The organism is Brucella sp. RRSP16 (genome assembly GCF_052246815.1).
GTDB lineage: Bacteria > Pseudomonadota > Alphaproteobacteria > Rhizobiales > Rhizobiaceae > Brucella > Brucella intermedia.
In genome coordinates, this window is sequence record NZ_JBQQAM010000001.1 from 269,716 (window position 1) to 291,733 (window position 22,018).

The window sequence follows — 22,018 nt, forward strand, 5'->3', positions numbered from 1 at the left end:
AATATGGGGAAAGGCGTAATCGTACTGGCCGCCGGGGGAACGGGCGGCCATCTGTTTCCGGCGGAAGCGCTGGCACATGAACTGAAGGCGCGCGGTTGGGACGTCCATCTGGCGACCGATGCGCGCGCGCAGCGTTTCGCTGGCGCCTTCGCGGAAGACCATGTTCATGTCATTCGTTCGGCGACGATCGCAGGACGCAACCCGATTGCGCTCCTGAAGACGTTCTGGTCGCTGTGGCAGGGCAATCTCGATTGCCGCAAATTGTTCCGTCGGCTGAAGCCAAAACTGGTTGCGGGCTTTGGCGGCTATCCGACGCTGCCGCCGCTTTATGCCGCCAGCAACATGAACATTCCGACCATGGTCCACGAGCAGAACGCTGTTATGGGCCGCGCCAATAAGGGCCTTGCGGGCCGGGTGAAAGCCATCGCCGGTGGCTTTTTGCCTGAAACAGGTGGCATCCATGCCGAGAAGACGGTCACGACCGGCAATCCGGTGCGTCCGCCTGTGCTGGTTGCAGCCGGAACGCCTTACAAGCCGGTCAAGGCGGAAGAACGTTTTCGCCTGCTGGTTTTTGGCGGCAGCCAGGGCGCGCAGTTCTTTTCGACCGCTATTCCCGCTGCCGTGGCCTTGCTGCCGGAAAAAGATCGCGCGCGGTTGCTGATCACCCAGCAGTCCCGCAAGGAAGACGAAGCCGCGGTGCGGGATGCTTACAAGAAGCTTGGCATTCCGGCGGACGTGGCGCCGTTCTTCAACGACATGCCGGCACGCATGGCCGATGCCCAATTCGTGATTTCACGTTCCGGGGCTTCCACCGTTTCCGAGATCACGGTCATCGGTCGCCCGGCCATGCTGGTGCCGTTTCCGCATGCGCTGGATCACGATCAGGCAGCGAATGCGGCAGCGCTCGCGGCAGTGGGCGGCGGCGAGGTCGTTCGCCAGTCGGAATTGTCGCCGGAACGCCTGGCGGGGATACTCCAGGCTGCGATGAATGAGCCACAGCGCCTCGAAGCACAAGCAAAAGCTGCGAAAAGCGTTGGCAAGCCGGATGCTGCGCGGTTGCTTGCCGATCTGGCAGAGGCTATTGCAGCGGGTAAATCTGTTCAGGAATTCAAAGAAGGAACTCGGCCATGAAAATGCCGCTGAATATCGGGCTCGTCCATTTCATCGGAATTGGCGGCATCGGCATGAGTGGTATTGCCGAAGTGCTGCATAATCTGGGCTACAAGGTACAGGGCTCGGACCAGTCCGACAGCGCCAATGTGCAGCGCCTGCGCGAAAAAGGCATTGAGGTCTTTGTCGGCCACAAGGCCGAAAACATTGGCGATGCTGAAGTCGTCGTCGTTTCGACCGCGATCAAGAAGAACAATCCCGAACTGATCGCCGCACGCGAAAAACTGCTCCCCATCGTGCGCCGCGCGGAAATGCTGGCCGAACTGATGCGCTTCCGGCATGCGGTTGCGATTGGCGGAACTCACGGCAAGACGACCACGACCTCGATGGTTGCGGCATTGCTAGATGCCGGGCACCTCGATCCGACCGTCATCAATGGCGGCATCATTAACGCCTATGGCACCAATGCCCGCATGGGCGATGGTGACTGGATGGTCGTGGAAGCGGACGAAAGCGACGGCACGTTTCTGAAGCTGCCAGCCGACATTGCGGTTGTCACCAATATCGATCCGGAGCATCTCGACCACTACGGCAATTTCGATGCCGTGCGCGCCGCTTTCCGCCAGTTCGTGGAAAATGTGCCATTCTATGGTTTCGGCGTGATGTGCCTCGATCATCCGGAAGTGCAGGCTCTGGTGAGCCGCATCGAGGATCGCCGCATCATCACCTACGGTCAGAACCCGCAGGCGGAAGTGCGTTTCGTCAATCACCGCATGGACGGTGCTGCGAGCCTGTTCGATGTCGTGATCCGCTCGCGCAAGGGCGAGGCGACCGAGATCAAGGATCTGCGCCTGCCTATGCCGGGCCAGCACAACGTATCTAACGCGACGGCGGCAATTGCGGTTGCGCATGAACTCGGTATCTCCGCCGACGATATTCGTCGTGGTCTCGGCTCTTTCGGCGGTGTGAAGCGCCGCTTCACCCATACCGGCACATGGAACGGCGTCGAGATATTCGATGATTATGGCCATCACCCGGTTGAAATCCGCGCGGTGCTGAAAGCAGCCCGTGAAGCCGCCAAAGGCCGTGTGATCGCCATCGTCCAGCCGCACCGTTTCACGCGTCTGGCAAGCCTGTTCGATGAATTTGCGGCATGTTTCAACGATGCCGATACGGTCATCGTGGCGCCGGTCTATACGGCAGGCGAAGACCCGATCGAAGGCGTCAATTCCGAGACACTGGTATCGCGCATCAAGACCGCAGGTCATCGCGATGCGCGTTATGCGAACGGCCCGGAGGCGCTGGCGCCATTGGTCGCGTCGATTGCGGAGCCGGGCGACTTCGTGGTGTGCCTCGGTGCAGGCAACATAACGCAGTGGGCCTACGCATTGCCGAAAGAACTGGCTGAACAGGGCAAGAAGTAAGATGGAAAGCGGCGAGACGCTTCTGAAAAAGCTCGACGGCAAGTTGTCGGGCCTGCGCGGCAGGCTGACAGCGGATGCCGGCATGGACAAGATTACCTGGTTTCGCGCTGGCGGACCGGCGCAAGTCCTTTTCCAGCCCGCTGACGAGGAAGACCTTTCCGCTTTTCTGAAGGCGGTGCCCGAAGAGATTCCGATCCTCGTTGTGGGCATCGGCTCCAACCTTTTGGTGCGCGATGGCGGCGTTCCCGGCTTTGTCGTGCGGCTCTCGGCCAAGGGTTTCGGCGAAGTCGAGCAGGTTTCCGACACGCAATTGCGGGCAGGGGCGGCAACGCCTGACAAGCGTGTGGCTGCGGCGGCGCTGGATGCAGGGCTTGCCGGATTTCATTTCTACCATGGCATCCCCGGCGGCATAGGTGGCGCGCTGCGCATGAATGCGGGCGCGAACGGCGTGGAAACGCGCGAGCGCGTCGTGGAAGTGCGCGCGCTTGACCGCAAGGGCGAGGTGCAGGTGCTTTCCAATACGGATATGGGCTACGCCTATCGGCATTCCTCGGCTTCGCCAGACTTGATTTTTACCTCCGTCCTGTTTGAGGGGATTGCGGGCGAGCGCGACGCAATCAGGCAGGCCATGGACGAGGTGCAGCATCACCGCGAGACGGTGCAGCCGGTGCGCGAAAAGACAGGCGGTTCGACCTTCAAGAATCCGGAAGGCACATCGGCCTGGAAGGAAATCGACAAGGCAGGCTGCCGCGGTTTGCGGGTCGGCGGCGCGCAAATGTCAGAGATGCACTGCAATTTCATGATCAATACAGGCACCGCAACGGGGCATGATCTGGAGACTTTGGGCGAAACGGTTCGCGCCCGAGTTTTTGAAAATTCGGGTATTCGCCTTCATTGGGAAATCAAACGTCTTGGTTTGTTCCGCGATGGCGAGCCGGTTGAAGAGTTTCTTGGAAAATTTTGATAAAAAAGTTGCCCGGATTTTCTACCTGATATTCCGGGCTTTTTTGCCTTCGCAAGCGACACGTAAGGTTCGTCCCTTCCTATAGGGTCTTGTCACGGAATCAATCCTCTGATTCTTTAGGGTTAACCACACAGTGATTTGATTCGGCAGGATTTTCCTGCCGCGGGTGCCTGCGGCCTGTGCTGCTGGGTTGCTCGGATTCTGTTTAATTGATGCGCAGGGGATTGCGCAGAGGGGATGCTAACATGACGGGAAAGCACGTTGCCGTTTTGATGGGCGGTTTCTCTTCGGAGCGTCCGGTAAGCTTGTCCTCCGGAGCGTCTTGTGCTGCGACCCTCGAAGAGTGCGGCTATCGCGTGACGCGTATTGACGTGGATCGCAATGTTGCCACCGTTCTTGCCGAGCTGAAGCCTGATGTTGTTTTCAACGCGCTGCATGGGCCGTTCGGTGAGGATGGCGCTATCCAGGGCGTTCTCGAATATCTCCAGATTCCCTACACGCATTCGGGCGTTCTCGCTTCGGCGCTGGCCATGGACAAGGATCGCGCCAAGAAGGTTGCCGCCGCCGCTGGCGTTGCCGTTGCTCCTTCGCTTCTGCTCAATCGTTTCGAGATCGGCGCCGAGCATCCGATGAAGCCGCCTTACGTGGTCAAGCCGGTGCGTGAAGGTTCCAGCTTTGGCGTTGTGATCGTCAAGGAGGATCAGGCCCATCCGCCGCAAATCATCAGCTCTGCCGAGTGGAATTACGGTGCTGAGGTTCTGGTCGAAAAATACATTCCCGGTCGCGAGTTGACCTGTTCCGTTATGGGTGATCGCGCCATGGACGTGTGCGAGATCATTCCCGTCGGGCATCAGTTCTACGATTATGATTCAAAATATGTTGCAGGCGCATCAACTCACGTGTGCCCGGCGAAAATTTTACCAAATATTTACCAAAAAATACAAACAATGGCCCTTACGGCGCATCGGGCAATCGGGTGTCGGGGCGTAAGCCGGTCAGACTTCCGTTTCGATGATCGTTTCTCCGAAGATGGCGAAGTTATCTGGCTGGAAATCAATACCCAGCCGGGGATGACTTCCACCTCGCTCGTGCCTGATATCGCCAGAGCGGCTGGTATCTCTTTCGGTGAATTGTTGAGTTGGATGGTGGAGGACGCGTCTTGTTTGCGTTGAACGGAAAATCGGACGGATACGGGCGCTCGGGCTCGATGCGGGATGCATCGGGTGCGATGGGTGCCGCTTTTGTCCTGCCCCGCTTCCTGCGCAAGCCGTTCCGCTTTGCCGTCCGCCTGTTTCAGGGCAATGTCAATATTCCGCGCCATGCTGGCACCGTCGGTATGCTGGGCTTCCTCGGTGCGACCGGTCTCTATGGCATGGCCGTCGGCGGTCATACGCCCGAGGTCGTCAAGGCAACAGCATCCACGCTTGGTTTTGCAATCGAGGATGTGAAGGTTGTCGGCAACAACGAGACCTCCGACATCGATATTCTTGGTCAGCTCGATCTCGACGGCGAGACGTCCCTTGTCGGCCTGAGCGCCGAAGAGGCACGCCAGTCCATCGACAAGCTGCCCTGGGTTGAAAGCGCGGAAGTCCGCAAGGTTTATCCCGGCACCGTTCTCGTGTCGCTGCGCGAGCGCAAGGCGTTTGCCATCTGGCAGAACGACAAGGATCTGTCCTTGATCGACGCTGCGGGCGACACCATCGTTCCGTTTCGTCCGGGCCGTTACAATTCGCTGCCTCTCGTGGTGGGTGAAGGCGCAGAAAAAAAGGTCAAGGGCTTCGTCGATGAGATTGCCGCCTATCCGGCGCTGGCCGGAAAGGTTCGCGCTTACGTCCGGGTCGGCGACCGTCGCTGGGACCTGCTTCTGGATAATGGCGTGCGCATCATGCTTCCGGAGACTGATCCGCTGAAGGCGCTGGCGCATGTCGAGAAGCTTGATCAGGAGCAGCATCTTCTGTCGCGCGATATCGCTGCGGTCGATCTTCGTCTCGAAGATCGCGTGACGGTGCAGCTGACGGCAAGCGGCATGGAGCAGCGCCAGAAATTTCTGGCAGAGCGTAAAAAAGAACTATCCCGCACGGGGAAACGCGTATGAGTATTCTGGGCGGCAAGGGGACATCACAAGGCGGGACTGCAGGGCGCAAGGTGCGCCTGTTAACGGTTCTGGATGTCGGGTCGAGCAAGGTTTCCTGCGTCATCGCGAGGTTGCGTCCGCATGAGGGCGGCGCACTGCTGCCAGGCCGCACGCACCGCATGGAAGTGCTGGGCATCGGCCATCAGCGTTCGCGCGGCGTCAAGTCGGGCGTCATCATCGATCTGGATGCGGCTGAACAGTCGATCCGTCTTGCGGTCGACGCCGCAGAGCGCATGGCCGGCCTGACCGTCGATAGCCTTATCGTCAATATTTCCGCTGGTCGCCTCAAGAGCGAAACCTTCACGGCAAGCGTCAATCTGGGCGGCCATGAAGTGGAGCAGACGGATATTCGCCGCGTTCTGGCGGCGGGCGCAAAGCAGGCGCTGGCCGCTGAACGTCACCTCGTCCATTCGCTGCCCGTCGGCTATACGCTCGACGGTGAGCGCGGCATTCGCGATCCGCTTGGAATGCTCGGCGACAGTCTCGGTGTCGACATGCATGTGCTGACAGCCGATGCTGCGCCGCTGCGCAATCTGGAGCTTTGCATCAATCGTTGCCATCTGTCGGTGGAAGCCATCGTTGCAACGCCTTATGCCAGCGGTCTTGCGGCTCTGGTCGGCGACGAGGCTGAAATGGGCGCGGCCTGCATCGATATGGGCGGCGGCACGACGACGATTTCCGTCTTCTCCGAAGGCAAGTTCATTCACGCCGATGCAGTGGCCATCGGCGGCACGCACGTTACGATGGATGTGGCGCGCGGCTTCTCCACCCGTATGGAAGACGCCGAACGCCTCAAGGTCATGTACGGCTCTGCGCTGCCAAGCGCTGCCGATGACCGCGACCTCATCTCGGTTCCGCCGATCGGTGACGATGAGCGTGATGTACCCAATCAATATCCGCGCTCGGTACTGACGCGGATTATCCGTGCGAGAGTGGAAGAGACGCTGGAACTGGTGCGCGACAGACTCAACCAGTCCGGCCTCGGACATATCGTCGGCAAGCGCGTGGTTCTGACGGGGGGCGCAAGCCAGCTGCCGGGAATGCCGGAGGCTGCCAGACGAATCCTTGCAAGAAATGTACGAATCGGGCGTCCTCTAGGAATAGCGGGATTGCCTGAGGCGGCTAAGGGGGCGGCTTTCGCCGCGACCGTTGGACTTCTGATTTACCCGCAGGTGGCCGGGATAGAAGAACGGTCGGTGAAAGCGGCTTCCTCCGGTCTCATGACCGGTACGGGTGGGCGCATTCAACGTGTCAGCCAATGGCTGAAAGAGAGTTTCTGAGTATCCAGTATTGTGTAAGCTGTTGAAATAGCGTGTTGAATTAGCGTGTCGACTTATTGGGGCGTGACCATCTGGGTAACAACCAATCCACACCGCGGCGGCGAAGCGGTGGTAAGGCTTAAGAGGAACAAGGACCTATGACTATCAATCTGCAAAAGCCGGATATCACCGAGCTGAAGCCCCGCATCACCGTATTCGGTGTCGGCGGCGGCGGTGGCAATGCGGTCAACAATATGATCAATGCCGGCTTGCGCGGCGTGGATTTTGTCGTGGCCAACACCGACGCTCAGGCTTTGACGATGTCGAAGTCCGAACGCATGATCCAGCTCGGCGCTGCCGTTACAGAGGGTCTTGGTGCTGGTTCCCAGCCAGAGGTTGGCCGTGCGGCTGCTGAAGAATGCATCGACGAAATCGTCGATCATCTGAACGGCACCCACATGTGCTTCGTGACGGCAGGCATGGGCGGCGGCACCGGTACCGGTGCTGCTCCGGTCGTGGCGCGTGCTGCTCGTGAACGCGGTATTCTCACCGTCGGCGTCGTGACCAAGCCTTTCCATTTCGAAGGCGCACGCCGCATGAAGACCGCCGATCTCGGCATCGAAGAACTGCAGAAGAATGTCGATACGCTCATCGTCATTCCGAACCAGAATCTTTTCCGCATCGCCAATGACAAGACTACCTTCGCCGATGCTTTCGCAATGGCTGACCAGGTGCTCTATTCGGGCGTTGCCTGCATCACCGACCTGATGGTCAAGGAAGGCCTGATCAATCTCGACTTCGCCGACGTTCGCTCGGTGATGCGCGAAATGGGCAAGGCAATGATGGGTACGGGCGAAGCGTCCGGCGAAGGCCGCGCGATGGCTGCTGCCGAAGCTGCAATCGCCAACCCGCTGCTCGACGAAACCTCGATGCGCGGTGCGAAGGGTCTCCTGATCTCGATCACCGGCGGTCGCGACATGACCCTGTTCGAAGTGGACGAAGCCGCGACGCGTATTCGCGAAGAAGTCGATCCGGATGCGAACATCATTCTTGGCGCGACCTTCGACGAAGGCCTCGAAGGCGTCATCCGCGTGTCTGTCGTCGCTACCGGTATTGATAAGCAGTTAGGAGACGCGGCGCCTGCGCCGCTGGAATTTCGCCAGCCGGTAAAGCAGACCGCACAGGCAAAGCCGATGGCTCCGCATGGCGCACTGCGTCCTCCGGTCGTTGAACAGCCGCGTCAGGTTGATCCGATTGCCCAGGCGATCCAGTCTGCTGAAGCTGAAATTCCCGCCGCACCGGCTGCACCTGCCGCTTCGGCAGAGCCGGAATTCCGCCCGCAGAGCCGCATCTTCCAGGCTCCGGCACCGGAATCCTTCGAACGCGCTCCGGTTGCCCGTGCGCCGATGCCGCAGGCTCCGGCTGCCCATCAGGCACAGGCCGTGCAGCAGCCGGCCTATCAGCAGCCGCAGATGCATGAACAGCCGGTTCGTGAACCGCGTCCTGCTCCGCGCATGCCAGCCGTTTCGGATTTCCCGCCGGTTGCACAGGCTGAAATCAATGCCCGTCGCGCTCCGCAGCAGCCTGTACAGGAAGAGCCGCGCGGTCCGATGAGCCTCTTGAAGCGTCTGACCCACGGTCTGTCGCGTCGTGAGGACGATCAGCCTGCGGCCCGTCTGGAACCGGCTCAGCACCGCGAACCCGGCATGCGCCCGGCTGAACGCCGCGCTCCACAGCAGGATTCGTCGATCTATGCACCGCGTCGCGGCCAGCTTGACGATCAGGGCCGCCCGCAGCCGCGCGCAGCTTCGGAAGAAGACCAGCTCGAAATCCCGGCCTTCCTGCGCCGCCAGTCGAACTGAGCCATTTCTGGCAATGAATATGAAAGCCGCGGGTAACTCCGCGGCTTTTCGTTTCTGTAAACAGAAACAGCACGTTCGTAAGAAAGCGTGATTTTGTTCAGGCCGCGCGAATTATTATCTTGATCGAAACGGGTATGGTTCGGGCGGCGGAGTTTTGTACACCCTTGCGTATTTCCTGTCGCAATTTTAGCTATATCTATCCATATAGACCCAAGAATTGCGAAATCGGTCGTTGAAATTCCTTTTGGGCGACCTGCACTCATTATATTCAGCAGATTGGAACTGTCTTGAGCGCTTATCAAAAGACAATTGGTCGTGCGGTTACGCTTTCAGGCGTCGGCGTTCATGGCGGAGCTCCTGCTTCGGCGACATTCTTCCCGGCGGATGCCGACACCGGCATCGTATTCCAGCGCTCCGACCTGAAGGGCAAGGCGCCCGAAGTGCGCGCCCATGTCTCGCAGATCGGTGCGACGGACCTTTGTACGTCTCTCGGGCCGAAAGAGTCCAAGATCGACACGGTGGAGCATCTCATGGCGGCAATCGCCGCTCTCGGGATTGACAACCTTGTCGTGGAAGTCGATGGCCCTGAAGTTCCCATTCTTGATGGTACCTCTGCGCGTTTTATCGAGGCTTTCGATGAAGCGGGTATCGTCACGCAGGAAGCGAAGCGCCGCTTTATCCGCATTTTGAAAACGGTCCGCGTCGAGGCTGGCGGCTCCTGGGGTGAGTTTCGCCCCTTCGCCGGCACGCGATTTGAGGTCGAGATCGACTTCGAGTGCCCGCTGATCGGCCGGCAGAAATTCGCGGACGATGTGGATGAGGCAACCTTTCGCAAGGAGCTTTCCACCGCACGCACTTTCGGTTTCATGAAGGACGTGGAGCGCCTCTGGGCTTCCGGCCATGCGCTTGGTTCGTCGCTCGACAATTCGCTCGTCATCGGTGACGATAATTCGGTCATCAATCCCGGTGGTTTGCGTTTCAAGGACGAGTTCGTCCGTCACAAGACGCTCGATGCCGTTGGCGATCTGGCCTTGGCAGGCCTGCCGTTCATCGGTTGCTTCCGCTCCTATCGCAGCGGCCACCGGCTGAATGCGGAAACCGTGAAGGCGTTGCTGTCGGACAAGTCGGCATTCGATATTGTCGAAGCTTCGGGTGTCCGCAAGAATTCAAGAGCCTCCGATTTCGTTGCCGTGAAGCCGAATATCGCTGCTCCCTGGGCGCTTTGATTTATAGCATGAAATGAGTGGGTATCGGCACATGGCCTTAATTGGGCCGTGTTCGCCGGTTCCCCTCGCAATTGAGTCGGTGCGCCGTTTCCGCGGTGGATTGATCGGGGAGTATCTACCCATGCGGGTGGTCAATACCGGGGACAATTCACACTGGTTACGGGTTTCGACGTGCCGTCCGGCGGATTCGGGCTACTAGACGATTGCCGATTTCGCCTGCATGTGGTTTATGGACGGCCAAAACAGCGTCAGCAATGTTCTTACATTGGCTGGAGCTGAATGTTTTGTATGGATGGAGCAGCCGTGCAGTGCTAGAAGCACGCAACTCCAAACAGGAATGACGCTGCCAGAAGGCCGGAGACCGCATGACGAGTTTCAAATTCAAGGGTGTGACGAAAACCGCGCTGCTTACTAGCGCTATCGCCGTTCTTATCCCGCTCGCCGGTTGTGCCAGCAAGGACGACGACATCGATCTCACCAAATATGTCGAGACGATCGATCCTGCCGACAAGCTCTACAATGAAGGTCTCGCCAATCTGGATGCAGGTCGCCTCGATGAAGCCGCGAAGAAATTCGCAGCCGTCGACCGCCAGCATCCCTACACGGAATGGGCGCGCAAGTCGCTCGTGATGGCTGCCTTCACCAACTACCGCAAGGGCAATTACGAAGAAGCGATCTCGATGGCGAAGCGTTACAACACGCTTTACCCGACTTCGCCGGAATCGGCCTATGCCTATTACATCATTGGTCTTTCCTACTTCCGCCAGATTCCGGACGTGACCCGCGACCAGGCCGCAAGCCGCCGCGCGATCGCCGCGATGCAGGAAGTGGTCGATCGCTTCCCGGATTCCGAATATACGGATGACGCCAAGGCCAAGATCCGCTTCGCCCGCGACCAGCTTGCAGGCAAGGAAATGCAGGTCGGCCGTTACTATCTGGAACGCAAGGAATATCTGGCAGCCATCAAGCGCTTCCGCGGCGTGGTGGAAGAATATTCCAACACCCGTCAGGTGGAAGAAGCACTCGCCCGTCTTGTCGAAGCCTATTATGCGCTTGGCCTGACCTCGGAAGCCCAGATGGCCGCGTCGGTTCTCGGCAAGAACTATCCGGACAGCCAGTGGTACAAGGACAGCTACAAGCTCCTGCAGAGCGGCGGTCTTCAGCCGCGCGAGAATGGCAATTCGTGGCTGGCCAAGGCTTCGGCGCTCATCACCGGCGGCGGCTCATAAGCTGAATCTCACATGCTGTCGCACCTGTCGATCCGCGATATTGTTCTGATTGAAAGGCTCGACATCGAGTTCAAGACGGGCTTGTCCGTGCTTACCGGTGAAACCGGGGCGGGCAAGTCCATCCTGCTTGATTCGCTTTCACTGGCTCTGGGCGCGCGCGGCGACGCCTCACTGGTGCGTCATGGCGCCGATCAGGGGCAGGTGACGGCGGTATTCGATGTGCCGGGCGGACATCCTGCCCGGAATTTTCTGCGCGAAAACGGTTTTGACGATGATGGCGACATCATCCTGCGCCGCCTGCAGATGGGCGATGGCCGCACGCGCGTCTTCATTAATGATCAGGCGGCGAGCGTCGCGCTCCTTCGCGACCTTGGGCGCAAGCTGGTGGAAATTCACGGCCAGCACGACGACCGCGCCCTGATCGATACCGATCTTCATCGTACATTGCTGGATGCCTTCGGTGGTCTCGAACAAGAGGCCGCGGTGGTTCGTGAGCGTCACAAGGCTTGGCGCGACGCAGAAACCGCACTTTCCAAACACCGCGCCCGCGTCGAACAGGCCGAGCGAGAAGGCGACTATCTGCGCTCTTCGGTCGAAGAACTGACGAAGCTCGATCCGCAACCCGGCGAAGAGGAAGAACTCGCTGAACGTCGCGCGATCATGATGAAATCCGAAAAAATCGCCGGTGACGTGAACGAAGCTGGCGAATTGCTGTCGGGACAGGGGTCTCCCGTGCCGTCGCTTGCAAGCCTTGTGCGTCGGCTGGAGCGCAAAATTCCGGAAGCGCCGCATCTGCTGGAACCGGTTTGCAAGGCAATCGACGAAGCGCTCAACAGCCTGGCTCTTGCGCAGGACGGCATCGATCATGCCATGCGCGAAATCGATTTCGATCCCCGCGTACTGGAACAGGTCGAGGAACGGCTTTTTGCGCTGCGTGCTGCCGCGCGCAAATATTCCGTTGCCGTGGAAGGCTTGCCCGCGCTGCGTGACAAGATGGATGCCGATCTTGCCGACCTCGATGCCGGGGCGGAAAAGCTCGTCCAGCTTGAAGGCCAGGCGAGCGAAATGCGTGCGGCCTATGATATGGCTGCCGCCAAGCTCTCCGCTTCGCGCAAGGAAACCGCAGAACATCTGAAGGCCGCTGTGATGGCCGAATTGCCTGCGCTCAAGCTCGAGCGCGCCGAGTTCATCGTCGAAATGACGACCGATCCGGAAGCCCGCGCGGCGGAAGGCATCGATACGGTGGAATATTGGGTGCGCACAAATCCGGGCACGCGGGCAGGGCCCATGATGAAGGTCGCTTCGGGTGGCGAGCTTTCGCGCTTCCTGCTGGCGCTGAAAGTGGCGCTTGCCGATCGCGGTTCTGCTCCGACGCTCGTATTCGATGAAATCGATACCGGCGTGGGCGGCGCTGTGGCGGATGCGATCGGCCAGCGCCTTGCACGGCTTTCGGGCCGTGTGCAGGTGCTTTCGGTTACGCATGCGCCGCAGGTGGCGGCGCGTGCCTCCACCCATTTCCTGATCGCCAAGTCGGCGACCAACGAAGACCGGATGGCGACTTCGATTCGATCCATCGGGGTGGACGAGCGGCAGGAAGAGATTGCCCGTATGCTCGCCGGCGCCAGCATCACCGATGAAGCGCGCGCGGCGGCGGAGCGTCTGCTTGCCGAAAATAGCGCGCTGGCCATTTAAAAGCCTGTCAGCAGTCATTGTGCACCTCGCTGTTTTCGTAGGCGTAATCATATTTCTTGTTTATGTTGGGCGAAACTGAATCAGCAGGTTTTGCTTCGCCTATGACCGATATTCCCGTCGAAAAACTGACCGAGCCTGAAGCCGTTTCCGAACTGGAGCGGCTGGCGCGTGAGATTGCGCATCATGATGAGCTTTATCATGCCAATGACCGGCCGGAAATTTCAGATGCGGAATATGACGCGCTGAAGCGGCGCAACGATGCAATCGAAGCGCGCTTTCCGCATCTGGTGCGGACAGATAGCCCGTCCTTGCGGGTCGGCACTGCGCCGGTTTCCAAATTCGCCCCGATTGTCCATGCGCGCCCGATGCTTTCGCTCGGCAACGCATTTTCGGATGAGGACGTGCGTGATTTTGTCGGCAGCGTCTACCGATTTCTGGGGCAGTTGCCGGATAATTCCATCGCTTTTACCGCCGAGCCGAAGATCGACGGCCTTTCCATGTCGATCCGTTACGAGAACGGAGTTCTGGTCAGCGGCGCAACACGCGGCGACGGCACGACCGGTGAGAATGTGACCGCGAATATCCGCACCATTGCCGAAATCCCGAACAGGCTACCGGCTGGAGCGCCGTCCGTGGTGGAAGTGCGCGGCGAGGTCTATATGGCCAAGAGCGATTTCCTCGCGCTCAATGAGCAGATGGCCGCTGAAGGCAAGCAGACCTATGTGAACCCGCGCAACACGGCAGCGGGTTCGTTACGCCAACTGGACGCCAAGGTGACGGCGAGCCGAAAGCTGAAGTTCTTCGCTTATGCCTGGGGTGAAATGTCGGACATGCCCGCCGACACGCAGATGGGCATGGTCGAGATGTTTCGCGAGTGGGGATTCCCGGTCAATCCGCTGACAAAGCGGCTTCACGGGGGGGACGAATTGCTTGCGCATTACCGTGCCATTGGGCTCGAACGACCGACGCTGGACTATGATATCGACGGCGTGGTCTACAAGGTCGACCGGCTCGATCTGCAGACGCGGCTTGGTTTCCGCTCGCGCAGCCCGCGATGGGCCATTGCGCACAAGTTTCCGGCAGAACAGGCGACGACGATCCTGCGCGATATCGACATTCAGGTCGGGCGAACCGGCGCGCTGACACCGGTGGCGCGACTGGAGCCGATCACGGTCGGCGGGGTGGTCGTCACCAATGCGACGCTGCACAACGAAGATTATATCAAGGGCATCGGTCTCAAGGGGGAGCGTATCCGCGCGGACGAGCATGACATTCGCCTTGGCGATACGGTCATTGTGCAGCGCGCAGGTGACGTTATCCCGCAGATTGTCGATGTTGTACTGGAGAAGCGTCCGGTCGATGCCGTGCCGTTCCATTTCCCGCATGAATGCCCGGTCTGCGGGAGCCACGCGGTGCGTGAGGAAGGCGAGGCGGTCTACCGCTGTACCGGTGGCCTGACCTGTGCGGCGCAGGCGGTCGAGCGCATTCGCCATTTCGTATCGCGCAATGCCTTCGATATCGAAGGTCTTGGCGAAAAGCAGGTTGAGTTCTTCTTCCACGCCGAGGACGACAGCCTGAAGATCAAATCGCCTGCGGATATCTTTACGCTGCAAAAGCGGCAGGCGGGTTCGCTCAAGAAGCTTGAGAACATCGAAGGCTTCGGCGCGACTTCCGTGAAGAAGCTTTACGATGCAATCAACGACCGGCGCGAGATTGCGCTCAACCGCTTTCTGTTCGGCCTCGGCATCCGTCATGTCGGCGAAGTCAATGCCAAACGCTTCGCCCGAGCCTATCTGTCTTATGCCGCGTTTGAAAAAGCTGCACTGGAAGCCGTCCCGCCGAAAGAAGGCGACCGTACAGACAAAGGTAATGAAGTCTGGCAGGACCTGATCGCGGTAGAGGGCATTGGTTCCATTGTTGCCGAGGCGGTCGTGGATTTTTATGCCGAGCCGCATAACCGCGAAGTGCTGACGGCTCTTCTGGCGGAAGTGACGCCGCTTGATGAGGCGGCGCGCGTTGCCACCGGTTCGCCGGTGGAAGGCAAGACGGTGGTGTTTACGGGCAGTCTGGAGCGTATGTCGCGCGATGAGGCCAAGGCCATGGCAGAACGCTATGGGGCAAAGACCGCCGGATCGGTATCGAAGAAGACCGATCTTGTGGTGGCTGGACCGGGTGCGGGCTCCAAGCTTGCGAAGGCATCGGAGCTTGGCATCGAAGTCATCAACGAAGATGCCTGGTTCAAGCTGGTCGGAGAAGAATAATGGCCCCGTTCAACGGTTTTGGCGAGAAAGCGATCCCGTTTCTGAAAGCTCTGGATTTTCACCAGAACCGCGAATGGTTCGTGGAGAACAAGGAACTTTTCGAGCAGCAATTGAAGGAGCCGCTTGGCGATCTTGTCGAGGAACTGACGAGCCGGTTCGAAAAGGCCGGTCTGCCGTTCAAGGGCGACCGGGTGAAATCGCAGTTCCGTATCAAGCGTGACACGCGGTTTTCAAAGGATAAGGCTCCCTATAATCGTCATCTGTCCGCATTGCTGTCGCAATCGGGCACGAAATGGGACGAGAGCGGATGCTTCTATGTCTGCATCGGCTTGCCGGGTGTGCGCGACAGCTACGCCTGTGTCGCGTGGTGGGGACCGAAGAAAGAACTGCTCCAAGCCATACGCAACTCTATCGTCGAGAAGCCGGAAGAATTCCGCGCCATGGTCGCGAAACTCAAGAAAAACGGTTTGAAGATCAGCGACTACGACCGGCTGAAACGAACGCCGCGAGGTTTTGAAGCCGTCACCGACGACGATCTGCTGGAAGCCATCCGCAATCGGCATTACTCGGTGCGGATGGAAATCGATCCTGAAACGATTACCCGTGCCGATCTGGCGGATCGTCTTGTCGATTTCACCGAACGGGCTCGTCCACTGGTGGACTGGATGCACAAAATCGAAAAGACTGTTCCACAACAATCATGATCATTCATGAATGCATCAGCGGGATTTATGAGTGATGCCCAAATGCGGCATCGCCGTTTAATAGTATGATTTTTTGGGAAATCATATTCCAACGGGCAGCAGAATTTCATAACTACTCTTCATTCGGAGGAGTAAGTATTCGTGAATCAGACTTTTCGGCCCGGAAGAGCTTCAGCGCGCGCCGATATTGTTGACGGTGTCCGGCGTGGACTTCCGCTTGTCGTCGCAGGAGCGCCATTTGGCTTGCTGTTCGGCGCGCTGGCTGTCGATAACGGCTTGTCGCTTTCCGAAGCGGTGTTCATGAGCGCGATCATCTATGCCGGTGCCAGTCAGATGGTGGGGCTCGATCTCTTCAGCCAGAATATTGCGCCGTGGATGATCGTCATGTCGATCTTCGCGGTCAATTTCCGGCACGTGCTCTATTCGGCGACGACAGGTCGCCGCATCCGTCACTTCAAGCTATGGCAAAAGGCGCTGGCTTTTTTCGTTCTGGTGGACATCCAGTATGCGGAAGTCGAACAGCGTGCGGAAGCCGGCAAGCCGGTCACCTTCGCCTGGTACATGGCCCTCGGGCTCACCTTCTATCTGACCTGGGTTCTGGAAGCGCTTATCGGTGGATTGTTTGGCAATCTGATTACCAACCCCTATGCCTTCGGCATCGACTTTCTTTTGCCAATCTATTTTCTCGGCATGGTCATGAGTTTCCGCCATCGCCAGAACTGGCTGCCTGTCGTTATAGCCAGTGCGATTTCTGCGGTCGCAGCCTACAAATTCGTGGGGTCTCCGTGGCATGTTTCGCTGGGCGCGCTTGGCGGAATTGCGCTGGCGGCGATTATCGCAAAACCACGCGAAGGGGAGGCATAAATGTCCACCACGATCTGGATCATTCTTGCAAGTGCGCTCTGTACCTATCTTACCCGCATCGGCGGGCATCTGGTCCTGTCACGCTTCAGCCATGTGCATTATCGGGTGGAAGCGGCGCTCAACGCTGTGCCTGCGGCTGTTCTGACGGCCATTGTGGCCGCACCCGCTTCAGATCACGGCTGGCGGGAACTGCTCGTGTTGGCGGTGTGTATCGTGCTCTCGCTGCGGCTCAGCATGATGACAATGTTCTTTGCGGGCGTAGCGCTCCTGATAGTGCTACGCCATTTTGCTGCGTGAAAGTGCTATTAAAGCGGCGCGGTGGCCGCTTCAAGCCATTTGCGTTCAGCGTCCTTGAGATGGCCGGAGAGCTTCTCGCGCACGCGGGCGTGATAGCTGTTCAGCCAGTCTATTTCCTCCTGCGTGAACAGCGACTTGTCGATCAAGCGCCGGTCGATGGGGCAGAAAGTCAGTGTCTCGAAGCCCATCATCGGAATGTCGCCCCCTTCGGGCACTTCCGGTTCGGTGACGATGATGAGGTTTTCGATGCGGATGCCGAATGAACCCGGTTTGTAATAACCCGGCTCATTGGAAAGGATCATGCCCGGCAGCAACTCCTGCGCGCCCTTCTTCGAAATGCTCTGCGGACCTTCATGGACCGACAGGTAGGAGCCGACGCCATGGCCGGTTCCGTGCGCGTAGTCGAAACCATGCTTCCACAGTGCGATGCGGGCCAGAACGTCGATATCCTGGCCGCGCGTGCCTTTCGGGAAACGGGCGGTGGTGATCGCGATCACCCCTTTCAGCACGAGCGTGAAGGCCTTGATCGTCTCCGGCGACACGCTGCCGATGGGCACGGTGCGGGTGATGTCGGTGGTGCCATCGCGATATTGCGCGCCGGAATCGACCAGATAAAGCTCACCGTCTTCGAGCGTCCTGTTGGTATCGGTGTTGACGCGGTAATGGATGATCGCACCATTTGGCCCCGCACCGGAGATCGTGTCGAAGGATATGTCTTCCAGCGGCATCTGGAAATCTCGCCCGGCATCGGCACGCGATTCTTCCAACTTTCGGGCCGCGCTGATTTCATCGACCGTACCGGGCTTCTGGGCGTCGATCCAGGAAAGGAAATTGACCATCGCCACACCGTCGCGCTCATGTGCTGCGCGCGAGCCATCAAGCTCAGCCTTGTTCTTGATGGCGCGAGGAATACGGGCTGGATCCTTCCCTTCGATCACGCTACCGCCTGAACTGTCGACGATAAGGCGGAGTTTTTCGGCAGCAAGAGCGGGATCGAGAAGGATGGCTTCGCCTTTGACCGCGCGAGCACTGAGATGCCCCTCCAGATCGGCAGGTGCTGCGAGCCTGGTAAGCTGCGTCAGATAGGCACGCGGTTCGATGGCAAGCTTGCGTTCATCAATAAAAAGCTCTGGCTCGCCTTGCGCGGGAATGATGGCAAAGCTGAGCGGAAGCGGCGTGTTGGAAACGTCCTTGCCGCGAATATTGAACACCCACGCGACCGAGGACGGATCGGTGAGGACAGTCGCGCTGGCGCCACTAGCGGCAACGGCCGTCTGCATTTCCCTGATTTTGTCCTCCGCCTCATGACCTGCGAAACGGGCTGGCTGGATCGTGACTTCCGCCGCAGGCACGCCGGGCTGGTCGTCCCAAATGGCGTTGACAAGGTTGATTTCGACTGGAACCAGTTGACCACCCTGGTTTTCGAGCGCCTCGCGCAAAGCGCGGGCTTCCGAAATGGTGTGAAGCCACGGGTCGAAGCCGATATTCAGACCCTTGCCGTTCTCCGCCAGCCAGGAAGCCGGTGGGTTGGTGACGAGGCTTTCATAGGAAAAGACCTTTGGGTCGGTCTGGGCGCGAACCTGCAATTCGTAGCGTCCATCCACGAACACATAGGCGCTGTTCTTGAGGATGAGCGCAGCACCTGCCGATCCGGTGAAGCCGGTCAGCCAGGCAAGACGCTGCGCATGGGGCGGGACATATTCGCCCTGATGCTCATCGGCGCGAGGAACCAGAAAACCGTCGAGGCCAAGCTCGGCCATCTTCGCGCGCAGCTTTGCAACGCGCGGGGCTCCATTGGCCGGATTTGTGGTGACGTCGAAATTCTGAATAGCCATTTTGTAACTCGCTCAAAACAGGAATACGCCGTGGTGCATGCGGCCAGTTAGAGCAGTCTGGTTAAACTGCTCTGACTCTTAGATGTTACGCATTATCCGGAGCAAAACCACTTCGCACTTTTGCTGGAAATGCTTTATTTCAAATGGATCGCCACCCAGCCTTCGCGATGCAGCGTCTTTTGATGGGTGAGACCCTGTGCCTGATAGGCAGCGAGCACCGCATCGTGCTGGCTGTCAAGTATTCCGGAAAGAATGATGGAACCGCCGGACGCGAGATGTTCTTTTAGGGAAGGCGCAAGCTCGATAAGCGGATTGGCCAGAATATTGGCGACGATCAGGTCGAACGGCGAATGGGAACGGAATATCGCGTGGCCGAAGCCTTCGGCCGTTGCCGTGACGATGTGCTCGGCAACGCCATTCTTGGCGGCATTTTCAGCAGCGACCGTAACGGCGACGGGGTCGATATCGGTAGCCAATACCGGAATGGGAGCGAGCTTGGCGATAGCGATGGCGAGAACGGCGCTGCCGGTACCGAGATCAAGCGCATTGGTCGGATGTTCGCTGGTGACGGTCTCCTCGATCAGTTCGAGGCATCCCGCCGTTGTTCCGTGATGGCCGGTGCCAAAAGCAAGACCCGCGTCGATTTCGATGGGAATATCGCCCACTTCGATCTTGTCGCGGTCGTGCGAGCCATGGACGAAGAAACGTCCGGCTCTCACCGGCTTCAGACCATCCAGCGAATGCGTGACCCAATCGATGTCCGGCAGTTCCTCGACGGCAAAAAGGCCCGTACCCACCAGTTCATCGATCCGCCCAGCAACTTCTTCGGCATTGTCCTCGACATAGACCGAAACCTCGAAAACCTGTCGATCTTCATCGATCTCGGTGATTGCTATGGGAAAGCCATCCTCCTCGAAAGCCTGTTCGAGAATGTTGTAGACGCGCTCGGCTTCCGCCTTATCTGCCGAAAAGAAAAGTCGTGACTGGGCCATGAAGTAAAAAGCTCTCTGCTGGAAATGTTCTAGAGCTTCTCCTTAGCTCTTTGCAGCGCCTTTGGCCAGATTCTTCAACTTTTCCAGAGCCGTATCCGGGTTTTCCTGATAGGCGATGGTGCTGCGGAAGCGGCCGCCCTTGTCGAGCAGAAATACCGATGCCGTATGATCCATGGTATATTCGCCGTCTTCACCGGGAACCTTCTTTGCGTAGACGTGGTAGGACTTCACCACATCCGCAATATTCTGCGGCGTACCGGTGACGCCGATGATGCGGTCGGAAACGTTGCCGACATAGGTTTTCATGACTTCCTGCGTGTCACGTTCCGGGTCGACGGTGATAAAATAAGCCTTGATGTCACTGCCCTCCGGTCCGAGCTGCTTCAGCCAGCCATCCATCTCATAGAGCGTGGTGGGGCAGACATCGGGGCAGTGAGTGAAGCCGAAGAAGATGGCCGCCGGCGCAGCGCGCAGGTCGTTCTCGGTGAACGGCTTTCCGTCCATGGTGACGAGGTTGAGTGGGCCGCCAAACGGTTCTTTAGCCGCCTGCTTGTCGCGGAAAAGGTTAAGCCCCGCAGCGCCGACAATGACGACGATAAAGGCGATGATGAAGATGGGCAGGAATTTTTTCATGTCCAGTCAGCCTTGAATTTCCGAACGCGCCTCGTTGCGCTGCTCAACAACCTATCTTTTCTTTATGCATTGCAGAACCGTCGTTAAAGCCGCATCCTGCCATCATGAAGAGCTGGCGGCAGTGTAGGGTCATTTGTTCAATTTTCAATAATTTCTGAAATTTTTGACTATTTGTCGCGTGGGAGATGAACGAGTTTAGGGGACACTTGCTTTGTCTTTCGCAAGGGGGCGAACTGATATATGCCTGAAATGGCAGCGGCATAGGCCGATCTTCGCGGATTTCGCTGTTTGTAGCGATGCTTCGGGTGAATATTCATGACGTCGTCAGATGACCTTCGTTTCCAAAACAGTGAACCTCGCATTCATTCCACTGCTCAGCTGAAATCAGTCAAGCTGGGGCGGTATGCGGATATCGGTGAGCGTGTGATTCTGCGTGAAGTCACGGTCGGCGATTTCACCTATTTCGAGCGGAACGGTGAGGGGATCTATGCCGAGATTGGCAAGTTCTGCTCCATTGCTGCGAATGTCCGCATCAATGCGCTTGAACACCCGATGGAGCGGCTGACGACGCATAAGGTCAGCTACCGGCCAAATGAATATTTTCGTTATCTGGGCGTTGATGGAGAGTTCCGCGCAAGGCGTCAGGCGCAGCGCGTGATCATCGGTAATGATGTGTGGATCGGCCACGGTGCGGTCATCACACCGGGCGTCCAGATCGGCCATGGCGCTGTGATTGGCGCGAACGCCGTGGTCACGAAGGATGTGCCGCCTTATCATGTGGTCGGTGGTGTTCCGGCCCATTTTATTCGCAAAAGGTTCGACAATGCCGTCATAGAACGGCTGCTTGAACTTGAATGGTGGAACTGGCCAGTGGAAAAACTCTACGAAGCGGTGCCGTACATTCAGACGCTCGAGATCGAGGCGTTTCTTGAAAAGTGGAGCGGCTGAATCCGGCTCTTGCAAAGCCGTAATTATTTTCCCACTTTCACGTCACGATAGTTCTGGAGACTGGAAAATATGGTCGGACTGAAGCGTTTTGCCGGTTTGTTGCTTGCTCCAATGATGGTTGTTGCAGCTTCGGCGGCTCCCGCCGAGGAAGTCGGCAAGGTCGGCGTCGACTGGCTTGGAAATGATATCGTCATCGACGCGGTACAGGACCCGAAGGTGCAGGGCGTAACCTGCCATCTGGCGTCGTTCTCACGTGGCATGATCGACCGGTTGCAAAAGGGTAACTGGTTTGAAGACCCATCCAATGCTTCGATTTCATGTGAGCAGACAGGGCCGATCACCATAGGCGACATTGATCTTGGCAAGGGTGGAGAGCGGGTTTTCTCCGAACGCACCAGTCTGATCTGGAAGAAGCTCGTCATCACGCGCATTTACGACAAGACGAACAATACGCTGCTTTATCTCGCCCATGCGACGCAGGTTCAGGACGGTTCCGCGAAGACCTCGCTTTCGACCGTGCCGCTCTATAAGGGCGATGTTACGTGGGCTAAAGGTAAGCCGGAATAACAAAGCTTTTGCTATTC

General features: G+C 58.4%; 19 protein-coding genes. 16 read left to right on the plus strand and 3 right to left on the minus strand.

Annotation, left to right across the window (positions count from 1 at the left end; all coding sequences use genetic code 11):
• Nucleotides 1–3 precede the first annotated feature (3 nt).
• The 14 genes from murG (at nt 4) to ACS5UA_RS01335 (ending at nt 17,026) form a co-directional block, all read left to right on the plus strand.
• A complete protein-coding gene (gene murG, locus ACS5UA_RS01270) occupies nt 4–1,131 on the plus strand; it encodes an undecaprenyldiphospho-muramoylpentapeptide beta-N-acetylglucosaminyltransferase (RefSeq protein WP_021586881.1) in 1,128 nt (375 codons plus the stop codon).
• Nucleotides 1,128–2,534, plus strand: coding sequence for a UDP-N-acetylmuramate--L-alanine ligase (murC, locus tag ACS5UA_RS01275; RefSeq protein WP_006467220.1), 1,407 nt, complete (start codon nt 1,128–1,130; stop codon nt 2,532–2,534). The genes murG and murC overlap by 4 nt, the downstream gene beginning before the upstream one ends.
• 1 nt (nt 2,535) lies before the next feature.
• Nucleotides 2,536–3,498 carry a UDP-N-acetylmuramate dehydrogenase gene (gene murB / locus ACS5UA_RS01280; RefSeq protein WP_021586880.1) on the plus strand — a complete coding sequence of 321 codons (963 nt, stop codon included), beginning with the start codon at nt 2,536–2,538 and terminating at the stop codon, nt 3,496–3,498.
• 245 nt (nt 3,499–3,743) lie between these two features.
• Nucleotides 3,744–4,670 (plus strand): D-alanine--D-alanine ligase, encoded by a 927-nt coding sequence (locus ACS5UA_RS01285; RefSeq protein ID WP_025090506.1) that lies wholly within the window; start codon nt 3,744–3,746, stop codon nt 4,668–4,670.
• The gene (locus ACS5UA_RS01290) at nt 4,658–5,593 is read left to right on the plus strand and encodes a cell division protein FtsQ/DivIB (protein ID WP_025090505.1); all 936 of its coding nucleotides are present in this window, start codon (nt 4,658–4,660) and stop codon (nt 5,591–5,593) included. Before ACS5UA_RS01285 ends, ACS5UA_RS01290 begins: the two co-directional genes overlap by 13 nt.
• On the plus strand, nt 5,590–6,912 hold the full coding sequence (gene ftsA / locus ACS5UA_RS01295) for a cell division protein FtsA (RefSeq protein ID WP_006467216.1): 1,323 nt from the start codon (nt 5,590–5,592) through the stop codon (nt 6,910–6,912). Before ACS5UA_RS01290 ends, ftsA begins: the two co-directional genes overlap by 4 nt.
• 137 nt (nt 6,913–7,049) lie before the next feature.
• A complete protein-coding gene (gene ftsZ / locus ACS5UA_RS01300; RefSeq protein ID WP_006467215.1) occupies nt 7,050–8,753 on the plus strand; it encodes a cell division protein FtsZ in 1,704 nt (567 codons plus the stop codon).
• A 287-nt stretch (nt 8,754–9,040) separates the two neighbouring features.
• Nucleotides 9,041–9,979 carry a UDP-3-O-acyl-N-acetylglucosamine deacetylase gene (gene lpxC / locus ACS5UA_RS01305; protein WP_021586877.1) on the plus strand — a complete coding sequence of 313 codons (939 nt, stop codon included), beginning with the start codon at nt 9,041–9,043 and terminating at the stop codon, nt 9,977–9,979.
• A 365-nt stretch (nt 9,980–10,344) separates the two neighbouring features.
• Nucleotides 10,345–11,208, plus strand: a complete 864-nt coding sequence (locus ACS5UA_RS01310; RefSeq protein ID WP_021586876.1) for an outer membrane protein assembly factor BamD — start codon at nt 10,345–10,347, stop codon at nt 11,206–11,208.
• Between the two features lie 12 nt (nt 11,209–11,220).
• Complete coding sequence (gene recN / locus ACS5UA_RS01315; RefSeq protein ID WP_021586875.1) at nt 11,221–12,900, plus strand: DNA repair protein RecN; 1,680 nt, start codon at nt 11,221–11,223, stop codon at nt 12,898–12,900.
• A 101-nt stretch (nt 12,901–13,001) separates the two neighbouring features.
• The gene (gene ligA, locus ACS5UA_RS01320; protein ID WP_025090504.1) at nt 13,002–15,161 is read left to right on the plus strand and encodes an NAD-dependent DNA ligase LigA; all 2,160 of its coding nucleotides are present in this window, start codon (nt 13,002–13,004) and stop codon (nt 15,159–15,161) included.
• Nucleotides 15,161–15,865 (plus strand): DUF2461 domain-containing protein, encoded by a 705-nt coding sequence (locus tag ACS5UA_RS01325; protein WP_021586873.1) that lies wholly within the window; start codon nt 15,161–15,163, stop codon nt 15,863–15,865. The genes ligA and ACS5UA_RS01325 overlap by 1 nt, the downstream gene beginning before the upstream one ends.
• Before the next feature lie 141 nt (nt 15,866–16,006).
• Nucleotides 16,007–16,729: an AzlC family ABC transporter permease gene (locus tag ACS5UA_RS01330; RefSeq protein ID WP_021586872.1), complete on the plus strand. Its 723-nt coding sequence runs from the start codon at nt 16,007–16,009 to the stop codon at nt 16,727–16,729.
• On the plus strand, nt 16,730–17,026 hold the full coding sequence (locus ACS5UA_RS01335; RefSeq protein WP_021586871.1) for an AzlD family protein: 297 nt from the start codon (nt 16,730–16,732) through the stop codon (nt 17,024–17,026).
• Nucleotides 17,027–17,034: 8 nt separating this feature from the next.
• Here ACS5UA_RS01335 and ACS5UA_RS01340 read toward each other — a convergent pair whose 3' ends face one another.
• From ACS5UA_RS01340 to ACS5UA_RS01350, 3 genes are all read right to left on the minus strand, one after another.
• On the minus strand, nt 17,035–18,861 hold the full coding sequence (locus tag ACS5UA_RS01340) for an aminopeptidase P family protein (RefSeq protein ID WP_021586870.1): 1,827 nt from the start codon (nt 18,859–18,861) through the stop codon (nt 17,035–17,037).
• 134 nt (nt 18,862–18,995) lie between these two features.
• On the minus strand, nt 18,996–19,853 hold the full coding sequence (locus ACS5UA_RS01345) for a 50S ribosomal protein L11 methyltransferase (protein ID WP_021586869.1): 858 nt from the start codon (nt 19,851–19,853) through the stop codon (nt 18,996–18,998).
• 42 nt (nt 19,854–19,895) lie between these two features.
• On the minus strand, nt 19,896–20,486 hold the full coding sequence (locus ACS5UA_RS01350) for an SCO family protein (RefSeq protein WP_006467205.1): 591 nt from the start codon (nt 20,484–20,486) through the stop codon (nt 19,896–19,898).
• Nucleotides 20,487–20,801: 315 nt separating this feature from the next.
• Between ACS5UA_RS01350 and ACS5UA_RS01355 the strand changes: the two genes are divergently transcribed.
• Both ACS5UA_RS01355 and ACS5UA_RS01360 read left to right on the plus strand, forming a co-directional pair.
• Nucleotides 20,802–21,434 carry a DapH/DapD/GlmU-related protein gene (locus tag ACS5UA_RS01355; protein WP_021586868.1) on the plus strand — a complete coding sequence of 211 codons (633 nt, stop codon included), beginning with the start codon at nt 20,802–20,804 and terminating at the stop codon, nt 21,432–21,434.
• Between the two features lie 69 nt (nt 21,435–21,503).
• Nucleotides 21,504–22,001 (plus strand): CreA family protein, encoded by a 498-nt coding sequence (locus ACS5UA_RS01360; protein WP_021586867.1) that lies wholly within the window; start codon nt 21,504–21,506, stop codon nt 21,999–22,001.
• The last annotated feature ends 17 nt before the right edge of the window (nt 22,002–22,018 follow it).

Excerpts from the sequence above, each read along its gene's own strand:
- ACS5UA_RS01350 (WP_006467205.1), bottom strand. The coding sequence starts at position 20,486 with ATGAAAAAATTCCTGCCCATCTTCATCATCGCCTTTATCGTCGTCATT.
- ACS5UA_RS01310 (WP_021586876.1), top strand. The coding sequence starts at position 10,345 with ATGACGAGTTTCAAATTCAAGGGTGTGACGAAAACCGCGCTGCTTACT.
- ACS5UA_RS01285 (WP_025090506.1), top strand. The coding sequence starts at position 3,744 with ATGACGGGAAAGCACGTTGCCGTTTTGATGGGCGGTTTCTCTTCGGAG.
- murB (WP_021586880.1), top strand. The coding sequence starts at position 2,536 with ATGGAAAGCGGCGAGACGCTTCTGAAAAAGCTCGACGGCAAGTTGTCG.
- ACS5UA_RS01325 (WP_021586873.1), top strand. The coding sequence starts at position 15,161 with ATGGCCCCGTTCAACGGTTTTGGCGAGAAAGCGATCCCGTTTCTGAAA.
- ftsA (WP_006467216.1), top strand. The coding sequence starts at position 5,590 with ATGAGTATTCTGGGCGGCAAGGGGACATCACAAGGCGGGACTGCAGGG.
- ftsZ (WP_006467215.1), top strand. The coding sequence starts at position 7,050 with ATGACTATCAATCTGCAAAAGCCGGATATCACCGAGCTGAAGCCCCGC.
- ACS5UA_RS01340 (WP_021586870.1), bottom strand. The coding sequence starts at position 18,861 with ATGGCTATTCAGAATTTCGACGTCACCACAAATCCGGCCAATGGAGCC.
- ACS5UA_RS01355 (WP_021586868.1), top strand. The coding sequence starts at position 20,802 with ATGACGTCGTCAGATGACCTTCGTTTCCAAAACAGTGAACCTCGCATT.
- ACS5UA_RS01335 (WP_021586871.1), top strand. The coding sequence starts at position 16,730 with ATGTCCACCACGATCTGGATCATTCTTGCAAGTGCGCTCTGTACCTAT.
- recN (WP_021586875.1), top strand. The coding sequence starts at position 11,221 with ATGCTGTCGCACCTGTCGATCCGCGATATTGTTCTGATTGAAAGGCTC.
- ACS5UA_RS01360 (WP_021586867.1), top strand. The coding sequence starts at position 21,504 with ATGGTCGGACTGAAGCGTTTTGCCGGTTTGTTGCTTGCTCCAATGATG.
- ligA (WP_025090504.1), top strand. The coding sequence starts at position 13,002 with ATGACCGATATTCCCGTCGAAAAACTGACCGAGCCTGAAGCCGTTTCC.
- murC (WP_006467220.1), top strand. The coding sequence starts at position 1,128 with ATGAAAATGCCGCTGAATATCGGGCTCGTCCATTTCATCGGAATTGGC.
- ACS5UA_RS01345 (WP_021586869.1), bottom strand. The coding sequence starts at position 19,853 with ATGGCCCAGTCACGACTTTTCTTTTCGGCAGATAAGGCGGAAGCCGAG.
- murG (WP_021586881.1), top strand. The coding sequence starts at position 4 with ATGGGGAAAGGCGTAATCGTACTGGCCGCCGGGGGAACGGGCGGCCAT.